This window comes from Stenotrophomonas sp. GD04054 (genome assembly GCF_029836955.1).
GTDB classification, from domain to species: Bacteria; Pseudomonadota; Gammaproteobacteria; order Xanthomonadales; family Xanthomonadaceae; genus Stenotrophomonas; species Stenotrophomonas maltophilia_A.
In genome coordinates this window covers 17,301-39,717 of record NZ_JAOECR010000011.1, presented here as the reverse complement: position 1 = coordinate 39,717, position 22,417 = coordinate 17,301, and the positions used below count along the sequence as shown (strand labels likewise).

The window sequence follows — 22,417 nt, the reverse complement described above, 5'->3', positions numbered from 1 at the left end:
CACCGGATCCCGATGAGCCCCAGCCCCGCCGAACGCGCCGAAGACCTTCGCCGGCAGATCGCCCAGGCCAACCGCGCCTACCATGAGCTGGACGCGCCGGAGATCCCCGACGTCGACTACGACCGGATGGTGCGCGAGCTGGAAGCGCTGGAGCGCGAGCATCCGGAGCTGGCCCGTGCCGACAGCCCGACCCAGCAGGTCGGTGCGCGCCCGTCCGGCCGCTTCCCGGAAGTGCGCCACGCTGTGCCGATGCTGTCGCTGTCCAATGCCTTCAGTGACGAGGAAGTGGCGGATTTCGTACGCCGCATCGACGAGCGCCTGGGCCGTCGCAGCCTGCGGTTCTCGGCCGAGCCGAAGATGGACGGCCTGGCGATCAGCCTGCGCTACGAGGACGGTCATTTCGTACTCGGCGCGACCCGCGGCGATGGCAGTACCGGCGAGGACGTGACCGCCAACCTGCGCGAGATCGGTGATATTCCCAAGCGCCTGCACGGCAAGGACTGGCCGGATGTGCTGGAGGTGCGTGGCGAGGTCTACATGGCCCGCGCCGACTTCGAGGCCTACAACGAACGTGCGCGCCTGCAGGGCGGCAAGGTGCTGGCCAATCCGCGCAACGCGGCGGCCGGTTCGCTGCGCCAGCTCGACCCGAAGATCAGTGCGCAGCGCAGGTTGAGTTTCTTCGCCTACGGCACCGGCGAAGTGCAGGGCGGCGAGCTGCCAGACACCCATTCGGGCACGCTGGCCCAGCTCGGTGCCTGGGGCTTCCCGGTCAGTGAGCTGTGCAAGGTGGTGGAAGGCACCGACGGCCTGCTCGGCTACTACCGCGATATCGGTGAGCGCCGCGATGGTCTGCCGTTCGATATCGATGGTGTGGTCTACAAGCTGGATGACCGCGCCGGCCAGCAGGCCATGGGCTTCGTTTCGCGTGCGCCGCGCTGGGCCATCGCGCACAAGTTCCCCGCGCAGGAACAGAGCACTACGGTAGAGGCGATCGAGATCCAGATCGGCCGCACCGGTGCTGCCACACCGGTCGCGCGGCTGGCACCGGTGGCGGTGGCCGGCGTGATCGTGTCCAACGCCACGTTGCACAACGCCGACCAGATCGCACGCCTGGATGTGCGCGTGGGTGACAGCGTGATCGTGCGCCGCGCCGGTGATGTAATTCCGGAAGTGGTCAGCGTCATCCTTGATCGCCGCCCGCCGGGCACCACGCCGTGGCAGATGCCGACGCGCTGCCCGGTGTGCGGCTCGGAAATCGTGCGCGAGGAAGGTGCTGCCGCATGGCGCTGCTCGGGCGAACTGTCCTGCCCGGCGCAGCGCAAGGAAGCCATCGCCCATTTCGCCTCGCGTCGCGCGATGGATATCGATGGCCTGGGTGACAAGTACATCGAAACCCTGGTCGACGCCGGCATCGTCAGAAGCGTGGCCGATCTGTACCGGCTCAACCGTGACCAGCTGCTGCATCTGAAGCTGGTGCTGGATGCCGAGGACCCTTCCGCACTGGCGGCTGCGCTGAAGCTGCACCTGCCCGCCGAAGGCAGTGGTGCGGTGCTCAATGCGGTGCTCAAGCTGGATGGCAACGATCCGGGCTGGCGCGCACAGGCGCTGGCACAGCCGGCCAGCTTCGAATGGAACACGAAGAAGATCGCCACCAAGTGGGCCGACAATCTGATCGCGGCGATCGATGCCAGCCGTGCGGCCACGCTGGAGCGCCTGCTGTTCGCGCTTGGCATCGAGCACGTCGGCGAGAGCACGGCCAAGGCGCTGGCGCAGTGGTTCGGTGACCTGGAGCTGATCCGCCACCTGCCGTGGCCGCTGTTCAAGCGTGTGCCGGACATCGGCGGCGAAGTGGCGCGTTCGCTGGGTCATTTCTTCGAGCAGCAGGGCAACCAGCAGGCCATCGATGACCTGCTGCAGGTCGGTCAGGTGCGCATCAGCGATGTGCATGCGCCCAGTGCCAAGCTGCGCGAAGGGCTGGATCTGGCGCAGCTGCTGGTCGAATCGGAGATCCCTGGCATCACCCGCCTGCGCGCCGAAAAACTGATCTCTGCGCTTTCCGGCGCGCAAGCAGTGCTCGACGCCGAGCATGGCCAGTTCGTCAACGCCGGCCTGCCGGACGACACTGCGCGCGGTCTGGCCGACTGGCTCGATGCCGATGGCCATGGCGCGATGCTGCTGGCGGCCGAGAAGGCGATGCAGCAGATCCTGGCCAAGGCGCCGGCGCTGGCCGAGATCGTGGCCGGCCCGCTGGATGGGCAGACCGTGGTGCTGACCGGCACCCTGGCCCAGCTAACCCGCGATGCCGCCAAGGAACGCCTGGAAGCGCTGGGTGCCAAGGTCTCCGGCAGCGTGTCGAAGAAGACCAGCTTCGTGGTGGCCGGTACCGAGGCCGGCTCCAAGCTGGACAAGGCGCAGTCGCTGGGCGTGCCGGTATGGGACGAAGACCGCCTGCTGGCCTACCTCGCCGAACACGAATGATGACCCCGCCGGGTGCCTGGCGCCCGGCATGAAACACAAAGGAACACCGATGCAGACCGCTCCGCTGGATTTCCGCCTGGCCACCCGTGCCGACGAAGAACTGTTGATCGCGTTGATGCGCGAGTTCTATGCCGAAGACAAGATCGACTTCGACGACGCGCGCGTGCGTCGCGGCGTGGACGCGCTGCTGGCCGATCCGCGCAATGGCGAGGTGCTGCTGTGGCTGGACGAGGCCGCCGAGGTGGTGGGCTATGCAGTGATCGCGATGGGTTTCAGCCTGGAGCAGGGCGGCCACTTCATGTTGCTGGACGAGCTGTACCTGAGCCACCGCGCGCGCGGCCGCGGCCGCGGCAAGCAGGCGCTGGCCATCTGCGAACAGCGCGCTCGCGGGCGTGGCGTCAGCCGCCTGCGGCTGGAAGTGAACCACCACAACGAACTGGCCCGGCGCCTGTACCTGGCCAGTGGCTACATCGATGACACCCGCGATCTGCTGACCCTGCCGCTGGATCATCCGCGCCCGGAGGGCATCCTGTGAGCGAGGCCCTGCTGCGCGCGCTGCAGCAGCGTGCCGCGCTCAATGCGCTGGTGCGCCGCTTCTTCGCCGATCGCGATGTGCTGGAGGTGGAGACGCCGATCCTGTCGGTGGCCGGCAACACCGAGCCGAACATCGACAGCTTCCATACCGATTTCACCGGCCATGTCGATGCCGGTGGCCGCCGCCGCTGGCTGCGCACCTCGCCGGAGTATCCGCTCAAGCGCCTGCTGGCGGCGGGCGTGGGTGACTGTTACGAACTGGGCCGGGTGTTCCGCAACGGCGAGGCGGGCGGCCGCCACAATCCGGAATTCACCATGCTGGAGTGGTACCGGGTCGGTTGGGACCACCATCGTCTGGTGCAGGAAACCGCCGAGCTGGTGGGCCAGGCGCTGGCCCTGGTCGGGCGCAGTGCGACGCTGCGTGTGCTCAGTTACCGCGAGCTGTTCCAGCAGTACGTGGGTGTGGATCCGTTCGATGCCGATGAGGCCGCGTTGCGTGCCGCGCTGGGCGAGGTACATATCGACCCGGTCGGGCTGACCCGCGATGACTGGCTGGATCTGCTGATGACCCATCATATCCAGCCGCATTTCGATGACGCAGTGATGACCGTGGTCCATGATTGGCCTGCCAGCCAGGCCGCACTGGCGCGCATTCGAGCCGGCACGCCGCCGCTGGCCGAGCGTTTCGAGCTTTATCTGGGGGCCGTGGAACTGGCCAACGGCTATCACGAACTGAACGACGCGCACGAACAGCGTGCGCGATTCCAGCGTGACCTGCAGCGACGCCATGAGCGGGGCCAGGTGCAACCGTCCGTGGATGAGGGGCTGCTGTCGGCGTTGCCATCGATGCCTGCCTGCGCTGGCGTGGCGGTGGGTGTCGATCGGTTGTTGATGGCGATGAACCGCACGCCGCGTATCGCCGATGTGCTGGCTTACGACTTCGCCCACGCGTGAGCGCGGTGCGCACGTTCCTGAACATCGAAGGCTGAACGGAATTCCGCGTTTCCGCGCTTGCTTCGGTAAGCAGGATGATGCTCTTATCACGGCAGATGCCGGACACTGGCACGCAGTTCATCCATTCCTGCTGGGGAAGGCTTTGGTCAAGTGGTTTGCGGTTGTCGCTGCACCGGTGTACTCCATCGCGCTCTGGGGTGCCTGGCTGCCGTCATCGGCGTCGGCCCAGCAGGCGGGCTATGACGGCGAAGTGGTGACCTGCGAATCGCGCGACATGGGCTGGGTGCATTGCGATATCGACGTCAGCAATGGCATCGACCTTGTGCGCCAGTTGTCCAGCAACAGTTGCATCCGTGGCAGCGAATGGGGCACCGACCGCAGTGGCGTGTGGGTCACCCTTGGCTGCCGCGCCGAGTTCCGTGCGCGTCGTGCGGAAGGTGCAGCGCCTGCGGCAACGGAAGGCAAGCGCCTGGTCCGCCGGGTGGTGCGCTGCGAATCCAATGGCCGCCCGCAGAGTTGCCCGGTGCGCCTGGACGGGGCGCCGGTGCGCCTGCTGCGCCAGCTGTCGGTGCTGCCGTGCCGCGAAGGGCAGGGCTGGGGCTACAAGCGCAATGAAGTCTGGACCAGCCGTGGTTGCCAGGGCGATTTCGAAGTGGCTGACGAGGACGGCCGTTTTGTCGACGTGCCACGCCGCCTGACCTGCGAGTCGAAGTCGAAGAAGCGCCGCTTCTGTGGGGCGAGCATTTCGGTCGGCGCGGTCGTTACCGAGCAGTTGTCCAGCACCCCGTGCGAGGAAGGCAACACCTGGGGCTGGAACCGCAACGGGATCTGGGTGGACGGCGGCTGCCGCGCCGAATTCTCGGTGAATTGAGCCCGGGCAGGCTCCAACCACGCGGGGCGTGGCCCTACAATGGGCCCATGAACACTGCCTCCGACATCAACTACGCCCGTTATGACCACATCCGCCCGATCCTCTGGACCGGCGATGCCCTGCAACTGCTGGACCAGCGCAAGCTGCCGTTCGTGGTCGAGCACGTGGTCTGCCATGACAGTGACGAAGTTGCCAGCGCCATCCACGCGCTGACCGTGCGTGGCGCGCCGGCGATCGGCATTGCCGCAGCCTGGGGTGTGGTGCTGGCGGCGCGGGACGTGCAGGCCGCTGATGGCGCGCATGCGCTTCAGCAGTTGGAGCCGGCGCTGCAGCGCCTGAACGCATCGCGCCCGACCGCCGTCAATCTGGCCTGGGCGCTGGCGCGCATGCGTCGCTGCCTGAACGTCGCCGGCGCCGACTGGAAGGCTCTGCTGGAAGCCGAAGCGCAGGCCATTGCCGAGGAGGACCTGGCCGCCAACCGCCACATGGGCGCGCTGGGCGCGGGCCTGATCGAGGCCGGCAGCGGTGTGCTGACCCACTGCAACACCGGCTCGCTGGCCACCGCCGGCTTCGGCACCGCACTGGGCGTGATCCGTGCCGGCATGGCCCAGCACCGCATCGCCCGCGTGTTCGCCGGCGAGACCCGTCCGTGGCTGCAGGGCGCACGCCTGACCGTGTGGGAACTGCAGCAGGATGGCATCGACGCCACCCTGATCGCCGATTCGGCAGCCTCGCACCTGATGAAGACCGGCGCCGTGCAGTGGGTGATCGTCGGCGCCGACCGCATCTGTGCCAACGGCGATACCGCCAACAAGATCGGCACCTATCAGCTGGCCATCGCCGCCCGCCACCACGGGGTCAAGTTCATGGTGGTGGCGCCGTCCTCGACCGTGGACATGGAGACCGTGGATGGCAGCCAGATCGAGATCGAGCAGCGCGACCCGGGCGAGCTGTACGGCGTGGGCGGTACCCGCACCGTGGCCGAAGGCATCGCCGCCTGGAACCCGGTGTTCGACGTCACCCCGGGTGAACTGATCGATGCCATCGTGACCGAGCGCGGGGTGATCCTGAACCCGACCATCGAGAACATGCGCGCCGCCTTCGGCGGGTGAGGCACAGGGGAGGGGGCAGCATGACCTCCGCCCCCGGTAGTGCCGGCCGCTGGCCGGCACCCCCCTAAGTTCCTGATTTGTGCCGGTAAAATCCCCGTAAATGGAGGCAGGGAACGGCCTGTTGTGGTAGTATCCACAGGTTGAATCGAGGTTCCGGCACGACCCCCTCCCGCAGAGGGCTGCGCCGGACTGGACCGCTACCAGACAACGGAACCCGAATGGCAGAAAACGCCAAGGAAATCATCCAGGTCAACCTGGAAGACGAGATGCGCAAGAGCTACCTCGATTACGCCATGAGCGTGATCGTGGGCCGCGCGCTCCCGGATGCGCGCGATGGCCTCAAGCCGGTGCATCGCCGCGTGCTGTTCGCGATGAACGAACTCAACGCGCACAGCAACAAGCCTTACTTCAAGTCGGCGCGTATCGTCGGTGACGTCATCGGTAAGTACCACCCGCATGGCGATCAGTCGGTGTACGACACGCTGGTGCGCCTGGCACAGCCGTTCTCGCTGCGTTACATGCTGGTCGATGGCCAGGGTAACTTCGGCTCGATCGATGGCGACTCCGCCGCGGCGATGCGATACACCGAAGCGCGCATGTCGCGCCTCGCGCATGAGCTGATGGCGGACATCGACAAGGAAACCGTCGATTTCCAGCCCAACTACGACGAGAAGGAACTGGAGCCGACGGTCATGCCGACCCGGTTCCCGAACCTGCTGGTCAACGGTTCGGCCGGTATCGCGGTGGGCATGGCGACCAACATCCCGCCGCACAACCTGAGCGAATCGATCAACGCCTGCATCGCGCTGATTGATAATCCGGAAATCGATGTCGACGGCCTGATGGAGTACATCCCGGGCCCGGATTTCCCGACTGCCGGCATCATCAATGGCACTGCCGGCATCGTCGCCGGCTATCGCACCGGCCGCGGCCGTGTGCGCATCCGTGCCAAGGCCGATATCGAAGTGGCCGACAACGGCCGCGAATCGATCATCGTCACCGAAATTCCTTACCAGGTGAACAAGGCGCGTCTGATCGAGAAGATCGCCGAGCTGGTCAAGGAAAAGAAGATCGAAGGCATCAGCGAGCTGCGCGATGAGTCCGACAAGGACGGCATGCGCATCTACATCGAGATCAAGCGGGGTGAATCTGCCGAGGTTGTGCTGAACAACCTGTACCAGCAGACGCAGATGGAATCGGTGTTCGGCATCAACATGGTGGCGCTGGTCGATGGCCGCCCGCAGTTGATGAACCTCAAGCAGATGCTGGAGGCGTTCGTCCGCCACCGTCGCGAAGTGGTCACCCGTCGCACCGTGTTCGAGCTGCGCAAGGCGCGCGCCCGTGCCCACGTGCTGGAAGGCCTGACCGTTGCGCTGGCCAACATCGACGAGATGATCGAGCTGATCAAGACCTCGCCGAACCCGAATGAAGCACGCGAGCGCATGCTGGCGCGCGTGTGGGAGCCGGGCCTGGTCGGTGCGATGCTGGGTGCCGCCGGTGCCGAAGCCTCGCGTCCGGAAGACCTGCCCAAGGGCGTGGGCCTGATCGAGGGCGGCTACCAGCTGACCGAGATCCAGGCCACCCAGATCCTGGAAATGCGCCTGCACCGCCTGACCGGGCTGGAGCAGGACCGCCTGACCGACGAGTACAAGCAGCTGCTGGAAGTGATCGCCGGGCTGATCCACATCCTGGAAGATCCCGACCGCCTGCTGCAGGTGATCCGCGAGGAGCTGGTCAACGTCAAGGCCGAGTTCGGCGATGAGCGTCGTACCGAAATCCGCCACAGCGAAGAAGACCTGGACATCCTCGACCTGATCGCGCCGGAAGACGTGGTGGTCACCGTGTCGCATGCCGGTTACGTGAAGCGGCAGCCGGTGAGCGTGTACCGCGCACAGCGCCGTGGCGGCCGTGGCCGCAGTGCGGCAGCGACCAAGGAAGAGGATTTCATCGAACAGCTGTGGCTGGTCAACACGCACGATACGCTGCTGACCTTCACCAGCTCGGGCAAGGTGTTCTGGCTGCCGGTCTACCAGCTGCCCGAAGCCGGTTCCAATGCCCGCGGCCGTCCGATCATCAACTGGATCCCGCTGGAGCCGGGCGAACGCGTGCAGGCCGTGCTGCCGGTGCGTGAGTACGCCGACGGCCAGTTCGTGTTCTTCGCCACGAAGAACGGTACGGTCAAGAAGACCCCGCTGAGCGAGTTCGCCTTCCGTCTGGCGCGCGGCAAGATCGCAATCAATCTGGACGAGGGCGATGCCCTGGTTGGCGTTGGCCTGACCGACGGCGAGCGCGACATCCTGCTGTTCGCCTCCAACGGCAAGACCGTGCGCTTCGGTGAAGACAAGGTCCGCTCGATGGGCCGTACCGCAACCGGCGTGCGTGGCATCAAGATGCCGGCCGGCGAGGAAGTGGTCAGCCTGATCGTGGCCGAGAGTGCCGGTGGCAGCGAGGACGAGAACGAGGACGACAACGGTGTCGAGGAAACCGCAGCCAATGGCGATGCGGTGATCGACGGCGCCGATGACGCCAGCGTGCAGTACATCCTCACCGCCACCGAGAACGGCTACGGCAAGCGCACCCCGCTGCCGGACTACCCGCGCAAGGGCCGTGGTACGCAGGGCGTGATCGGCATCCAGACCACCGAGCGCAACGGCAAGCTGGTCGCCGCAGTGCTGATGGGCTCCAGCGACGAAGTGCTGCTGATCTCCGATGGTGGCACCCTGGTGCGTACGCGTGGCTCGGAAATCAGCCGTGTCGGCCGCAACACCCAGGGCGTGACCCTGATCCGCCTGTCCAAGGACGAGAAGCTGCAGGCGGTGGAGCGCATGGATGCCTCGATCGACGAAGACGAGGACGAGGTGGCCGTCGCCGCACCGGCCGCGACCGACGGCGCACCGGCTGCTGCCAGCAGCGAGGACGCCGCGCAGGAGTGATCCTCCTGCATTCCACAGCTGAAGAAAGAACGCCGGCATAGCGCCGGCGTTTTTTTATGAGTTCCCTTTAAGGCTCTTCAGTATTCCGGTTAGTTGGTCGAGGCCGTCGAACGTGGAAGGAATGTCTGAGCCGTCTAGTACCAGTCCACTAAATATCAATGACTCAAATCTTTTTAGTGATGAGGCGTCTTGCTTTCTAATCTTTGAGGCGTAATCCGAATATCCTTCGATAAATTGGCAAAGTGCAATGCGAAGATCTATCTGAAGGAGTTGAGCTTTTACTGATCTAAACTGCAATAGGACTATTCTGAAAAAGTACAATATGAACAGTTCAATGGCCACCAGGGAGGGGAGTGAGTAGACCAGTGTGAGCTTGTGGCTCTCAATTTCATTAAGATTTGCAAGAATAAATGATATTTGGATGGCGGGTGCCGCTAGAAGTAACATTGCAAGCAAGATGGCGGAAACGAATGATGTGGAAAGTTCCTTGTTCTTTTTCGTTCTTATCGAGCTGAATCCGTGAACGAGGTTGACGAAATTGTAGTCCGAGGACAGCTTCTTGATCTGGTCAGAAAGAGCATCTAGTCTTTGGCTTCTTTCAAGATTTTCATCTTCCCACTGCTTCTTTAGGCGTATAGAGTTCTCAATAGAATTTGAGAATTCCTTGAAGCTTGATATTGCTGGATCCCGCAGTGCTTTGCTCGCAATTCTTGCGGGCATTAGATAAATTGAGAAATGAAGATGTCTAGCTATTTCAGTTGGGAAGAGCGCATGATTATTGTCGACGTAATTGTGGATCGAGTGTAGCGCGGGGTCGTTATTTATCTCTTTGTGAAATTCCAGCTCGCAAATTAGTCTGTAGGCGAAGCAGAAAGCTCTATGTGCGGATGATTTTTCCTCCCTTTCGTCTGAGGTGTGGGTGAATCTCAATAGTTCTTTTCTGAATTGACCGCCAATGTTCTCTATGTTGAATCGGCATAGGGAGTCAATGTCGGTTGCGTGATCTTGTATTGATGTCAGCAGAATATCGAGGGTGTCTATGAATCCTTCCAGTTCATGGGGGTCCGTCCTTGCAGCCCTTAGCTTGTTCTGAAATGAAGATAGTGACGATTTCATTTCAATGGTCGATAGGAAATCAGCAAACTGCATCTTTTCAGATCCCTTAATTCAGTGCGCGATTGATTTTGGTGGGTTTCTCATGCGTTGCATGGCCTGAATAGAATGGCCTAAAATGCGTCATGACGCGAACATGTACTCGCTCTCTTGGTTCTGTCCTTTCTCCTCGTCGAATCAATTCGCTGAGATATTCACGCTGGACAAAGAACGCGCGCTTCACGCAGGCGGTGGGATAACGGCGCATGCTGCCCCCGGAGATCGACGATGTCCGCCACGCCGCAGTCCGCTCCTGCCCCTGTTCGCGCCTCCCGGCACCCCCTTGTCACCGTGCTGTCGCTGCTGCTGGTCGTGCTCGGCCTGGTCATCGGCGGGCTCGGTGCGTGGCTGCTCAGCCTTGGCGGCTCGGCGTACTACGCCATCGCCGGGCTCGGCCTGCTGGCCAGCGGCATCCTGTTGTTCGGCAACCGCCGCAGCGGTGCATTGCTGTACGCGCTGGTGTTCATCGGCACGCTGCTGTGGACCTGGTGGGAGTCAGGCAGCGACTACTGGCGCTGGGTGCCCCGGCTGGGCCTGGTGACCGCACTCGGCATCGTGCTGGCCTTGCTGGCGCCCACCCTGCACGAGCCGGTCTCCAAACGCCTGTCGCGCAGCGCGGCGGGTGTGCTGATGCTGGTGTTCGTGGCCGCCTTCGGCCTGGCCTTTGCGCCGCATGGTGAAGTGGATGGACATCAGCCGTTCCCGGAAGGCGCGGTCAGCGCCGGACTGGAACCTACGCGTGATACCACGGGCCTGCAGCCGGCTGACCAGCCCGCCGAGGGCGACTGGCCGGCGTGGGGCCGCAGCAACACCGCCACCCGCTATTCGCCGCTGCAGCAGATCACCCCGGCCAATGTGGCCACGTTGCAGCCAGCCTGGCAGTTCCGTACCGGCGATATGCCCAAGAATCGCTGGGGCGCGGAAACCACGCCGCTGAAGATCGGCGATCGCCTTTACCTGTGCACCGCGCGCAACCGCCTGATCGCACTCGATGCCGCCAGCGGCAAGGAACTGTGGCGGTTCGATCCCAAAGTGAAGGACGCCTCGATTCCGTACACCGCCGCCTGCCGTGGGGTGAGCTACTACGAGCAGCCCCGCACGCCGACCATTGCCGATGCGGCATTGGCCGATGTCGCCGCCGATCTGGCGCTGCCGGAGCCGCCGCCCAGCGTCACCCGCAGTGCTGCACCGGGCAGCCGTCCGGCGTGCTGGGCACGCATCATCGAAGGAACGCTGGACGGCCGCATCATCGCGGTGGACGCCGACAGCGGCCGCCCCTGCGCCAACTTCGGCAACAACGGCCAGGTCGACATCACCCTGGGCATGGGGGAGGTACCGCCCGGCTACGTGTCGATCACCTCGCCACCGGCGATCGTGCGCGGGGTGATCGTCACCGGTCACCAGGTGCTGGATGGTCAGCGCCGCGATGCGCCGTCGGGTGTGATCCAGGCCTACGATGCCATCACCGGCAAGCTGCGCTGGGCGTGGGACATGGACCAGCCCGAGCGCAGCGGTCTGCCGCCGCGCGAGCAGACCTATACGCGCGGCACGCCCAACATGTGGACCACCGCCACCGGTGATGAGGCGCTGGGCCTGGTCTACCTGCCGTTGGGCAATTCCGCGGGTGACTACTGGAGCGGCTCACGCACGGAAACCCAGAACCGCTATGCGACGTCACTGGTGGCGATCGACGTGGCCACCGGCAAGCCGGCCTGGCATTTCCAGGCGGTGCGCAAGGACGTGTGGGATTACGACCTGGGTTCGCAGGCCAGCCTGATCGATTACCCGACCGCTGCCGGCAAAGTGCCGGCGATCCTGTTGCCGACCAAGCAGGGCGACATCTACATCCTCGACCGCCGCAACGGCCAGCTTCTGACCGCGGCCGAAGAGCGCAAGGTGCCCATCGGTGGTGTTGAACCCGAGCAGCGCTCGCCCACGCAACTGTTCTCGCTGTATCACACGTTGCGCCGCGAGCATGAGCTGACCGAGCGCGACATGTGGGGCATCACCCCGATCGACCAGCTGGTCTGCCGCATCCAGTTCCGCAAGGCCTACTACGAAGGGTTCTACACGCCGCCGAGCAGCGAGCGCCATTCCATCGAGTACCCCGGCTACAACGGCGGCTCGGACTGGGGCAGTGTGTCCATCGATACGCGCCGCGGCGTGATCGTGGCCAACTACAACGACATGCCGAACTACAACCGGCTGGTGTCACGCGCGGAGGCCGACCGGTTGGGCTGGCTGCCGCGCGAAAAGATCCGGTTCGACAAGGGCGGAGCAGAAGGCGCGGGTGACCCGCAGGTGGGCACGCCCTACGCCATCCAGGTCAATGCCGGTTGGCGCCTGCCGTTCACCGGTCTGCTGTGCAAGCAGCCGCCCTATGGCGGCATCCGTGCCATCGACCTGCGCACCGGCAAGCTGCTGTGGGACCGTCCGTTCGGCAGTGCGCGTGGCAATGGACCGTTCGGCATCCGCTCCGGCCTGCCGATCGAGATCGGCACACCGAACAATGGCGGTTCGGTGGTGACCGCCAGCGGCCTGATCTTCATCGCCGCCGCCACCGATGACCTGCTGCGCGCCATCGACCTGAAGACCGGCAAGGAGCTTTGGCACGCCAAGCTGCCTGCCGGCGGCCAGGCCAACCCGATGGTGTACGAGCAGGGCGGGCGCCAGTACGTGGTGATCATGGCCGGCGGCCATCATTTCATGGAAACCCCGAACGGCGATTACGTGATGGCGTTTGCGTTGCCCAGGTAACCGCAATGGGGGCGGTGGGCCGCCCCCGTTGCATGACGCTGGATCACACCGTCACTACCACCTTGCCGATCTGCTCGTTCGATTCCAGGTAACGGTGTGCGTCCTGGATCTGCGCGAACGGGAACACCCTGGCGATCTTCGGTGCCAGCGTGCCCTTGTCCAGGCCATCAACGATGAATGCCTTCGCGCGGGCCAGCGCGGCATCGTCGGAAACGATCTCCGAGTACAGGTAGCCTTTCAACGTCAGCGACTTGCCCAGCACGTTGAACAACGGGAACGGCGTGGGTTCGCTGCTCAGCGCGCCGTATTCCAGCAGGATGCCGCCACGCGCCATCGCTTCGGTCAGCGGCACGAACTGCGGGCCACCGATCGGATCGAACACCACGCGGGCACCTGCGCCGCCGGTGACGCGCGCCACTTCGGCCACCAGATCCTGCTCCTGGGTGGCGATGACGTGGGCGGCGCCTGCATCGAGCAGGGCCTGGCGCTTGCCCGGGCCACGGGTCACAGCGATCGGCGTGGCGCCGACTGCATTGGCGATCTGGATGGCGGCCAGGCCGACGCTGCTGCTGGCGGCGGTGATGATGACGAAATCCCCGGCGGCCAGGCGTGCCTGTTCCAACAGCGCGCCCCAGGCGGTGACGTACTGCATCCACACCGCGGCGGCCGTTTCAAAGTCCAGTGCCTGCGGATGCTTGACTACTAGTCGTGCCGGCACGTTGGCCAGTTCGCCGTAGGTGCCCCAGCGCGCGATATCCAGCGGCGGCACCACGCTGACCGCATCGCCCGCGGTGAATCCGCTCACTGCACTGCCGACGGCTTCAACCACGCCGGCCGCTTCGTAGCCCAGGCGGCTGGGGAACTGCGCTTCCTGCAGGTAGGCGCCGTTACGGAACATCACCTCGGCGCGGTTCAGGCCGATCGCCTTCACCCGGATCTGGACTTCGTCAGGGGCGGGGGCGGGAACGTCGATATCGTCGATGCGCAGTACATCGGCAGTGCCATATTCGTGGATGCGGACAACCTGGCTCATGGGGGGCTCCGAGGAAGGGCCGGCGAGGGCGCCGGCGAAAGGGTGAGCGCTACTGTGCGCGTAGTCTGTATCCAGAATAAGGGGTAATCTGGTGTTTCATTGAAAAACAATTGTTTGCAATGGACCTGATCGTTCCCCTGCGGACCTTCGCCAAGGTGGCCGAGGTCGGATCCTTCGCCGCCGCTGCCGAGGCACTGGACCTGTCGCCGCAGCTGGTCGGCAAGCACATCCAGGCGCTGGAGCAGCATCTGGGTGTGCGCCTGCTCAACCGCACCACGCGCAAGCAGAGCCTGACCGACTTCGGCCAGGCCTACCTGGCGCGGGCGCGGGTGATCCTGGAGGAAGTGGAGGGGGCCGAGCAGCTGGCCGAAGTGGCGCGCGGGCGGCCGATGGGGCGCCTGCGCATCAGTGCGCCGGTCACCTTCGGCGTGCATGCGCTGGGCCCCGCGGTGGTGGCCTACTTGCAGCAGTACCCGGACGTGCAGGTCGATCTGAACCTGTCCAACAGTCTGGTGGACATCGTTGAAGACGGCTACGACCTGGTGTTCCGCACTGGCGATCTGGCCGACAGTGGGCTGGTGGCGCGGCGGTTGGGGCCGTATCCGCTGGTCCTGTGTGCCTCGCCGGACTATCTGGCTTCGCGCCCGGCCATTGCCCATCCCAATGACCTGAGCCGCCACGAGTGCCTGGGCTTCGCGCATTCGATCATCCGCACCCGCTGGAGCTTTCGCGATACCGATGGCGGCGTACTGACCGTGCCAGTGTCCAGCCGCTTCATGGTCAACCAGGCCGAGCCGCTGCTGACCGCCGCCATCGGAGGGCTGGGGCTGATCCTGCAACCGCACGAAATGCTGGCCGGAGCATTGGCGCGTGGTGAGCTGGTGGAAGTGCTGCCGGACTACGTACCGGTGTCGACCTGGATCAACCTGGTGTATCCGCGCGATCGCCAGCTGACGCCCAAGCTGCGCAGCTTCCTGGACTTCTGCGTGGCGAGATTCAGCGAACAGACGATGGCAAGGCGATAGCGGGGCCATCGGGTAGAAGGGTTTCCATCAACTGCGAAGGATCTCGCACTCACGTTGCATCCGGGGCTGTGCGCATTCCACCACGCACGCGGAGTGGATGGCAGCGCATCGACGCATTCAGCGTCACCGTTGAGATGTTGCAGCAGAGTCCCTGGTGTCGATGCGGCGGCCGCATCCTTGGTCTAGGATGCGTCCAGGAATCCCCGCAAAGGAACTGCGATGAGGATTGTTGGACGCCTGTTTCTCTGCAATGCACTGGCCGGTTTGGTCCTTGTGGCCACATCGGCGTTTCCGGCAGTTGGCGCTACATCTTCCGAGTGTGCACATCCACGTGCGCAGGACGCCATCGATGACTGGCTGGTGGCCTTCAACGCTGGCAGCCTCGAGCAACTGCAGGCGTTCGCCGATACCTACGCGAAGAAGGAAGGCAGCAGCCCCAAGGACTATCTCGAGTTCCGCGAGAGCACCGGCCCGCTGCGTGTGCTGGAAACACTCCAGAGCGCGCCCGGTCACGCGAAGGTGCTGGTGATGGGCCAGCTGAACGAGCGCGCGATGTGGGTGACGGCCAGCATGGACCCGGACAATCCGGCGCACCTGAAGCAGTTCCAGATCGAAGGCACTGAAACGCCGGACAAGTTCAAGCCGGAGAGGGTTGCTTTGCCTGCCCTGATGGCCGATGCCACAGCAAGGCTGGAGGCGCTGCGGGTCCAGGACGCGCTGTCGGGTGCGTTGCAGGTAGCACGGAACGGCAAGGTGCTGCTGGACTGGCGCGGTGGCAATGCCGATCGCACCGCTGGCATTCCAGTGGGCGTGGATACGCAGTTCCGCCTTGCGTCCTCCAACAAGATGTTCACCGCAGTGGCCATACTGCAGCGGGTGCAGGAGGGCAAACTCAGTCTCGATGACACGATCGGCAAGCACCTGCCGGACTATCCGAACAAGGCCGTTGCCAACAGCGTGACGGTTCGCCAGCTGCTGACCCATACCAGTGGCCTGGGTGATTTCTTCGGCGACGATTTCGAGCAGTATTCCGCGTCGCTGAAGACGCTGGATGACTATGTGCAGCGCTTTGCCAAGGATGCACCGCAGTTCACGCCCGGCAGCCAGGACAGCTACTCGAACTATGGCTTCATCGTGCTTGGGCGGATCATCGAGGCCGTCTCCGGGCAGTCGTACTACGCCTATGTGGAGCAACACATCCTGCGCCCGGCAGGCATGACCGGCACCGGCTTCGAACCGGAAACAGTGACGGTGCCACAGCGTGCCGTCGCCTATACGAAGCAGGATGGGCAATGGGTCCGTGAAACGAAGTCGCTGCCCTGGCGCGGCATGTCAGCCGGTGGTGGCTACAGCACGGTGAGCGACATGGTGAAGTTCGCCGAGGCGCTGCGCAGCGGAAAGCTGGTCTCACCTGCATTGCTGCAGCAGGCCACCACGGCGCAGAACCACAAGGGCTGGTACGGGTTCGGCTTCGTGGTGCAGGGCGAGGGCAGGGAGCATCAGTACGGCCACGAAGGCGGTGCGCCCGGATCGAACAGTGCCATCGTGGTGCTACCCGCGCAGGGCTATGTGATCGTTGGGCTGGCCAATGTCGATCCGGATGCGATCGGCAATGTGGTCAACTACATCGCGCGAAGAGTGCCGTTGTAGTCCCGAGCGACTATGCCACAGCGATGTTGACGCTGGGGCAGGTGGCGGACCAGAATCGGGCCATGAGCCGACTCCTTCCCGTGGTGTGTCTGGTCGCCAGCATGGTGCTGCTGCTGCGTGGGGTGCACGTGATACTCAAGGGTGTTCCGGCCATGGCCAGCGAAGGTGCCAGTGCTGCGTATGCACTAGGCTACCTGCATGGACAAGCGGCAGCCGGGTGGGTGTTGATTGCCGCTGCAGCAGCCTGTGCGCTCATTGCCTGGCACAGGGCGCGCGCCCGGAAGTGAGAGACGGGCGCGTCAGCGCGGCACCCGCACCATCTTCGTCATCAAGTGTTCCACCACACCCGCCGGGTCCGCCGTGCGGCCCACATGCGTGCTCGACATCTGCACGACCGAGCTACGCTTGGCGGTGAGGAAATGGAAGCGCGCGCGCGCCGGCAGCTGCGCGATCGGCCCGGCGCTGGCATCGCCGCGGCAGATCGCCACGATCGCATCCAGCCATGGCTGCAGCGCCTCCTGGTCCAGCGCTGGCGCGAAGGCGTGCAGGCGTGCCGGATCGATCTCGATGGCCGCTTCCAGATGACGCGCACCGGGACAGGAGACGATCACCCCGACGTTGATGAATTCCTCGCGCTCCACCCGCGGTACCACGCGGATGACGGCGTAGTCATACGTGTGCAGCGTGGGCACGGATGGCCTCCTGCACGAACACCGTACGCACCTTCAGGCGGTGCTTGAGGTAGTTGATATAACCCTGCCGGTAGGCCTGCGGGCTGTCGAACGCCGGTTCGTCCACCAGCCAGCTGTCCGGCACCAGGCCGACGATGCGCTCGATCTCGGCATCGGTCAGGCGCGCGGCCAGTTCGGCATCCACCTCGGCGATGCGGTTGGCGAACGACAGCAGTACGTGGTCGCGGATCAGCACGAACGGCTTTTCGCAGGCATCGCCGGCGTTGGCCCAGTCGTGATGGAAGTACATGGCCGCACCGTGGTCGATCAGGTACAGCTTTCGATGCCACACCATCAGGTTGGGATTGCGCGTGGTGCGATCGACATTGCTGGTGAACGCATCGAACCAGACGATGCGCGAGGCCAGGTCGGCATCCACCGGCATCGCCGCCGGGTCGTAGTTGATCGCACCGGGCAGGTAGTCCAGGCCCAGGTTCAAACCCTCGCTGGCGCGGATCAGTTCCTGGATCTCCGGGTCCGGCTCGGTGCGGGCGAACTCGCGGTCCAGCTCCACGAACAGGATTTCCGGAATCGGCAGGCCCAGCGTGCGCGCCATTTCACCAGCGATCAGCTCGGCGATCAGTGCCTTCGGGCCCTGGCCGGCGCCTCGGAACTTCAGCACGGCCATGCCGTCGTCGTCAGTCTCGACTACGGCCGGCAGGGAGCCACCTTCCCGCAAGGGGGTGATGTAGCGGAGGGCATGTACGGTGCGCATGCGCGCATTCTAGCGTGGGTGCCGCCAAGGGAGCGCCGGGCGCGTCCCGGCGGCTCCATGTCGTTCCCCGTCAGTGCGTCAGCGCGCCGCGCTGCTGCTCCTGCACGCGGACCTGTTCCTGCGTGGCCTGAGCGGCCTGCCGCTGGTTGACCACGGCAAGCGTATCCAGGCTGTCCTGCACCGGACGCTGGGCGGCCTCGGCAGTGGGTGATGAGGCGCGCAGCGAGGCCGGATCTTCCAGCGGCCCCATCACCACAAAGATGTTCTGCGCCGCGCCCGCACCCTCGGTCTGGCGGCTGAGCACCACATGGTCGACCCGGTCCAGGCCGTTTTCGCGGGCCAGCACCAGCAGGCTGGCACTCAGGCGCTCGCTGGACGCATCGAAACTGCGTCCGTTGGCAGCATCCAGCTCAGCTACCTTGCCGCGGATCTGCTCGTGCAGCGAACGGTCACGGCCTTCCGCAAGCAGCGTCGGTAAGCCATCGCCCTCCACCGCATGCTGTGTGGTGATCGGCACATGCGTATGCGTGCCCTCAGTGTGGTCGAAGTAATGCAGCGTCGACGGCGAGGTACTGGTATCGAAGTAGGGCTGGCGCGGGGGCGAGCCCTCGCCGAGGTTGAGCCCGTTCTGCTCCAGTAGGCGCTCATCCAGGCCCAGCTTCTTCATGTTCACTTCCATCCGGCTGACGCCATCGGGCGCTGGATTCGCGGCCTCGTATTCGCTGGCCAGTCCGATCGCCAGGGCGCCGTAGAAATTCTGGTAGTCCGAATTCCCATGATGGCCGAGGCCGGTGCTGACGCCCTGATCGTAATAGTGCCTGGCCATTCCCTCGATGTTGGCTGCGGTGGGGGAGATGGTCAGGTCCGCATTGAGGGTCAGCTCCGGGTGCGGGGCATAGGTGATCGGCGGGCCGGGTCGCGACTGGATGACATCTGTCGAGCGGGTACTGGCTTCATACAGGTCGCGCAGGGTGGCGTCCGGGTTGCTGGCACGTACCTGGCTGACCAGCGCATTCCAGCCTGCGATGTTCGAAGAAGCCTCATCGCGGCGGTTGGCCGCGAGCAGGGTGCCGATGGCCTCGGTGTAATCATGGCTCGTTGTACGGCCCGCGACCTGCTCCACGTCGGCTTCGAACTGCACGTAGGCGCGCTCGACATCAGCATCGTTGAAGCCGTGCTGGATCTCGTGACCGAGCACAAAGGTGGCCTCGGCCGCGTCGAACCGGTCCGGCGCCGCCGGGGTCGACAAGCTGCTGGCGGGCAGGTTGATGGATTTCGTGCCGGTCTCGTAGGTACCACCCGCATTGCTTGTGGCGGGCAACAGTTCGAAGCGTTCCAGATAGCCTGCCGCGATGGCGGCGTCCACCTGCTTTGCCAGCACGGGCGAGCCCGCGATGACGTTGCGCAGGTTGTCGACCTGGTCGCTGGTGACGTCGGTCTTGCCGGCGAACTCGCCCAGCAGGCGTTCCGTTTCTGCGGAAAGGATCGTCATTGATGGCTCCCCTTACTGCACGGTGACAAGACGCACGCAGGCATGCGTGGCGTCGCCGAGGGCGTGAGGGTTCTCGGGCATGGTGTCGACCTTGATGCTCAGCTGCGGTCGATCGAAGCGGTCGTAGATCACCCGGCCGTGTTCGCCGCGCACCGTCTCGCGCTTGAAGCCGGCGGCATCCAGTGCGGAAGCGAAGTGGTTGAAGTCGACCTGGCAGATCGCCGCAGCCGAGGCCTTGCGATCGCTGCTGGTGTCCATGAAGTTCAGGTCCAGCCGCGCGTCGGCAGTGCCGGCCCGCTGCACTTCCAGTCCATAGCCCCATTCCGGTGTCAGCGTGCCGCCATAGCCGAAGTGGCCGGGGCCGAAGACCTGCGCCGGCGCCTGCATTGCCGCGGATAGGCGCTCGGCAGTGAGCTCACGGGTGGAGGTCGTGACCTTGATCAGGTCCAACAGGCGCAGCAGCAACTGCTCGGCATTGAGCGGGGAGGGTGAGGTGGTCTCGGATACGGCGGGGGCCATGGTGTCGGTTCCTTGAGAAGTCGGCGTGCGGTCGGCGGCATGTGCGCAGGCGCAGAGCGTGGCCGCTGAAAGTGCGAGCGTCCACGGTCGTATGAATGCGTACCGGGGCATGTGCGTTCCTTGCAGATTGAAGGCTGACCCTAGGGCCAGCCGGATGAAGCAGAGGTTAAGCGTAATCGAGGCACCCGAATGCGTTACAAAAGGTGAACGGGTGCGCATTCTTCACTTGACCATGCCGCGCGCGATGTCAGCATCGGGTCCATGGAGCATCAACTTCGCGTGTGACCTTCAACAGGAGGCCGTCATGCAACAACTGCGCAGCTGTCACGCTTTACCCTGCATGCAATGCAACGCGTGGTGTTGACCCTGGTCTGATACGGCCACTTTGCCGGCACGGATGGCCGCCACCCACAGCATCTGCCACTGTTCACCCGATGCGGTCCCGGCATGCTCTTGCCGGCCCTGCAATACAGGCATACGCCCGCCAGATTGTCCTCTGCGTTGCCCGATGGCCTTCGCAGCGCGGAGGCTGGCTTGTCCATGAAAATCCTGCAGGCTTTGGAGGTGCACCGATGAGCGACCAATACGAACGAATGCTGCCGGCCCTGGACGATGCCAAGGTCGAGGAAATGATCGGAAAACTGGTGCTGGTCGGGGTGACCCGCTACGGCGGCGACGGCCAGGTGCAGGGACTGGAGCAGTACGCGGGAACGGTGCTGCGCATCAGTGCCGACGAAGGCGTGGTGCTGGCCGACGAAGACGATGGCCATGAGCGCTACCTGCCGCCCATGCTCGACCAGTACCAGCGGGCCGAGCCAGGCGAATACCGCATGCGGAACAGTGGCATGATCGTGGTCGACCCCGATTACCTGACTGCCTGGGACCTGCACGTCCAGCAGTAGTACCAAGCCAAGCCTGGCATTGGGAGCGGATTGCCCGTTGGAGCCACCGACGGCTAGCGCAGCCACTCGGGCAATCTGCGCGTCAGGGGGCTCAATGCCTGCCGATCCGGCCAAAGATCGGGAAACACCTCGAATTTGAGGTCGTCCCGATCTACCGATGTGGTGAAATGTCGAATAAGCCTGTCCTGCAGGTCGTGACTTCCCCACATGTTGGTCAGCTCGAACCGTTCGATTGCTTCCCGGTCTTCTTCGACGGAGAGGCTGTGCTTGATCACGGGGGCCAGTGTGACATCAAGGTCGTTCCCGGGTCCAAGGTCGATCAGACGTCCGCCAAAGAAGACGCTGTTAGGGCCTCCCGCGAAGTACTGCCTGTCGAAGGAGGTATATGGGGCAATCCAGTAGTGGGGAAGTTCAGTTGGGCAGTGCGTACCAATGACTATCTTCCTCGTCGCCAGTCGTTGCTGGACCACCATGCCGACGAACGCTTGGAACAACGGGCGACATTGGCTCAGATCAGGGGAGTCCCAGGTGTCTTCGCTTGAGCAGATGTCGAAGAAGCGCATCACCGGTCGGTTGCGCATCTGGGCAATGGTGAAAAGGTCTGCTTTTAGTTTAAGGACAACGTAGTGGCCGTTCTTCCATTTGACGGTGGCCTTGGAATTTCCTCTATGCATTCGTGCGCTTATATATTTGGTGTCTGATAAAAGATATTTCCGAATTTGTCTCTCACTATGACGGTATCTTTGTGCCGCTCAAGGCTCTTGAATTGATCTGCGAATATGAGTTCATCGGGTTTTGTTTCAAGTATTGTGTTTTCAAGTATGATCTCGCGGCCCTGGGTCACGTTGAGGGTGAGCGAGAATGAATCCGGCGTGAGCCTGCATAGAAGCGATGCCCGGAGTCCGTCTTCTCTATAATATTTAGTTTGGTGCGTCCATTCGTTTTTATATCCGGAATTTCTGAAAAGGTCGATTGCTTCCGTTAGTTCCGGTGTCGGAATGGGGTGGTGAAGGGAGACTGTATTGAGTCCACGCTCGATCATTGAAAGGTAGAATTCGTGGCGATCGTTGTTGTTTAATTTTTCGTAGTGATCGATCTGGAATGGTACTGGTGAGCTGATTGCATTCGAGCCCTTGACGATCTTTTCATTGGTTTGAAGTGCTGATCCTTGAATAATAATCCTGTTGAATCCAGCTGAATGAAATCGAAGGGGTTTAAGTTTCCTTTCCAGAAAATTGCACGCGTATCGCGACCTGAAGCCGAAAGGTATGGCGACTTCCTTGGGGAACTCGTCGGGATCGAGATAAAGGTAGATTTTTCGGAGGATCATTGTGCTGCTGACGGGGTAGGGGTGTTGTTGATGCTAGGCGCCGCAAGGGCAGCCGGACAGGAAAATCGGGGGCCGGGAATCGTGGCTAAAGGAGCCATCTCTCCCGGAAAGTGGCAGTAGATCGTTGCCTGGAGCCAGCTTCAGTTCTTTCTTGAGTGCCCCGCGGCCTGTTCTCCGATGCACTTTGCCCCATCCGGCCACTAGCCCTTCCGGCCCATTCACGACAACT

At 63.7% G+C, this 22,417-nt stretch carries 19 protein-coding genes; 11 read left to right on the top strand and 8 right to left on the bottom strand.

Features of this window, described 5'->3' with window-relative positions:
- The first annotated feature begins 6 nt into the window (after positions 1-6).
- From ligA to gyrA, 6 genes are all read left to right on the top strand, one after another.
- Positions 7-2,478 carry an NAD-dependent DNA ligase LigA gene (gene ligA / locus N7573_RS07690; protein WP_279912693.1) on the top strand — a complete coding sequence of 824 codons (2,472 nt, stop codon included), beginning with the start codon at positions 7-9 and terminating at the stop codon, positions 2,476-2,478.
- A gap of 49 nt (positions 2,479-2,527) precedes the next feature.
- Positions 2,528-3,013 carry a GNAT family N-acetyltransferase gene (locus tag N7573_RS07685; RefSeq protein ID WP_032127684.1) on the top strand — a complete coding sequence of 162 codons (486 nt, stop codon included), beginning with the start codon at positions 2,528-2,530 and terminating at the stop codon, positions 3,011-3,013.
- The gene (gene epmA, locus N7573_RS07680; RefSeq protein ID WP_279912691.1) at positions 3,010-3,966 is read left to right on the top strand and encodes an EF-P lysine aminoacylase EpmA; all 957 of its coding nucleotides are present in this window, start codon (positions 3,010-3,012) and stop codon (positions 3,964-3,966) included. The genes N7573_RS07685 and epmA overlap by 4 nt, the downstream gene beginning before the upstream one ends.
- Before the next feature lie 142 nt (positions 3,967-4,108).
- Positions 4,109-4,837 carry a DUF3011 domain-containing protein gene (locus N7573_RS07675; protein WP_032127686.1) on the top strand — a complete coding sequence of 243 codons (729 nt, stop codon included), beginning with the start codon at positions 4,109-4,111 and terminating at the stop codon, positions 4,835-4,837.
- Positions 4,838-4,884: 47 nt separating this feature from the next.
- On the top strand, positions 4,885-5,949 hold the full coding sequence (gene mtnA / locus N7573_RS07670) for an S-methyl-5-thioribose-1-phosphate isomerase (protein WP_279912692.1): 1,065 nt from the start codon (positions 4,885-4,887) through the stop codon (positions 5,947-5,949).
- 218 nt (positions 5,950-6,167) lie between these two features.
- Positions 6,168-8,882, top strand: a complete 2,715-nt coding sequence (gyrA, locus tag N7573_RS07665) for a DNA gyrase subunit A (protein WP_125892079.1) — start codon at positions 6,168-6,170, stop codon at positions 8,880-8,882.
- A gap of 54 nt (positions 8,883-8,936) precedes the next feature.
- Here the strand turns inward: gyrA and N7573_RS07660 are convergent, their stop codons facing one another.
- Positions 8,937-10,031 (bottom strand): hypothetical protein, encoded by a 1,095-nt coding sequence (locus N7573_RS07660; protein ID WP_279912482.1) that lies wholly within the window; start codon positions 10,029-10,031, stop codon positions 8,937-8,939.
- A gap of 231 nt (positions 10,032-10,262) precedes the next feature.
- Between N7573_RS07660 and N7573_RS07655 the strand changes: the two genes are divergently transcribed.
- Positions 10,263-12,791, top strand: coding sequence for a membrane-bound PQQ-dependent dehydrogenase, glucose/quinate/shikimate family (locus N7573_RS07655; RefSeq protein WP_279912481.1), 2,529 nt, complete (start codon positions 10,263-10,265; stop codon positions 12,789-12,791).
- A 43-nt stretch (positions 12,792-12,834) separates the two neighbouring features.
- Here N7573_RS07655 and N7573_RS07650 read toward each other — a convergent pair whose 3' ends face one another.
- A complete protein-coding gene (locus N7573_RS07650; RefSeq protein WP_279912480.1) occupies positions 12,835-13,824 on the bottom strand; it encodes a zinc-dependent alcohol dehydrogenase family protein in 990 nt (329 codons plus the stop codon).
- A 119-nt stretch (positions 13,825-13,943) separates the two neighbouring features.
- Between N7573_RS07650 and N7573_RS07645 the strand changes: the two genes are divergently transcribed.
- The 3 genes from N7573_RS07645 (at position 13,944) to N7573_RS07635 (ending at position 16,786) form a co-directional block, all read left to right on the top strand.
- Positions 13,944-14,849 carry a LysR family transcriptional regulator gene (locus tag N7573_RS07645; RefSeq protein WP_049400186.1) on the top strand — a complete coding sequence of 302 codons (906 nt, stop codon included), beginning with the start codon at positions 13,944-13,946 and terminating at the stop codon, positions 14,847-14,849.
- A 219-nt stretch (positions 14,850-15,068) separates the two neighbouring features.
- Positions 15,069-16,499 (top strand): serine hydrolase, encoded by a 1,431-nt coding sequence (locus N7573_RS07640; protein WP_279912479.1) that lies wholly within the window; start codon positions 15,069-15,071, stop codon positions 16,497-16,499.
- A gap of 62 nt (positions 16,500-16,561) precedes the next feature.
- Entirely contained in the window at positions 16,562-16,786 is a 225-nt protein-coding gene (locus N7573_RS07635) for a hypothetical protein (protein WP_279912478.1), read from the top strand.
- Between the two features lie 12 nt (positions 16,787-16,798).
- Here N7573_RS07635 and N7573_RS07630 read toward each other — a convergent pair whose 3' ends face one another.
- The 4 genes from N7573_RS07630 to N7573_RS07615 form a co-directional block, all read right to left on the bottom strand.
- Entirely contained in the window at positions 16,799-17,191 is a 393-nt protein-coding gene (locus N7573_RS07630) for a DUF3037 domain-containing protein (RefSeq protein ID WP_049400180.1), read from the bottom strand.
- Positions 17,169-17,945: a HipA family kinase gene (locus N7573_RS07625; RefSeq protein ID WP_279912477.1), complete on the bottom strand. Its 777-nt coding sequence runs from the start codon at positions 17,943-17,945 to the stop codon at positions 17,169-17,171. The genes N7573_RS07630 and N7573_RS07625 overlap by 23 nt, the downstream gene beginning before the upstream one ends.
- 70 nt (positions 17,946-18,015) lie before the next feature.
- The gene (locus N7573_RS07620) at positions 18,016-19,437 is read right to left on the bottom strand and encodes an XVIPCD domain-containing protein (RefSeq protein WP_279912476.1); all 1,422 of its coding nucleotides are present in this window, start codon (positions 19,435-19,437) and stop codon (positions 18,016-18,018) included.
- Positions 19,438-19,449: 12 nt separating this feature from the next.
- A complete protein-coding gene (locus tag N7573_RS07615; protein ID WP_223224724.1) occupies positions 19,450-19,956 on the bottom strand; it encodes a hypothetical protein in 507 nt (168 codons plus the stop codon).
- A 572-nt stretch (positions 19,957-20,528) separates the two neighbouring features.
- Between N7573_RS07615 and N7573_RS07610 the strand changes: the two genes are divergently transcribed.
- Entirely contained in the window at positions 20,529-20,858 is a 330-nt protein-coding gene (locus N7573_RS07610; protein WP_279912475.1) for a hypothetical protein, read from the top strand.
- A 53-nt stretch (positions 20,859-20,911) separates the two neighbouring features.
- Here the strand turns inward: N7573_RS07610 and N7573_RS07605 are convergent, their stop codons facing one another.
- Together N7573_RS07605 and N7573_RS07600 are read right to left on the bottom strand one after the other, a co-directional pair.
- Positions 20,912-21,532 carry a hypothetical protein gene (locus N7573_RS07605; protein WP_279912474.1) on the bottom strand — a complete coding sequence of 207 codons (621 nt, stop codon included), beginning with the start codon at positions 21,530-21,532 and terminating at the stop codon, positions 20,912-20,914.
- 8 nt (positions 21,533-21,540) lie between these two features.
- Positions 21,541-22,188: a hypothetical protein gene (locus N7573_RS07600; RefSeq protein ID WP_279912473.1), complete on the bottom strand. Its 648-nt coding sequence runs from the start codon at positions 22,186-22,188 to the stop codon at positions 21,541-21,543.
- Positions 22,189-22,417 lie beyond the last annotated feature (229 nt).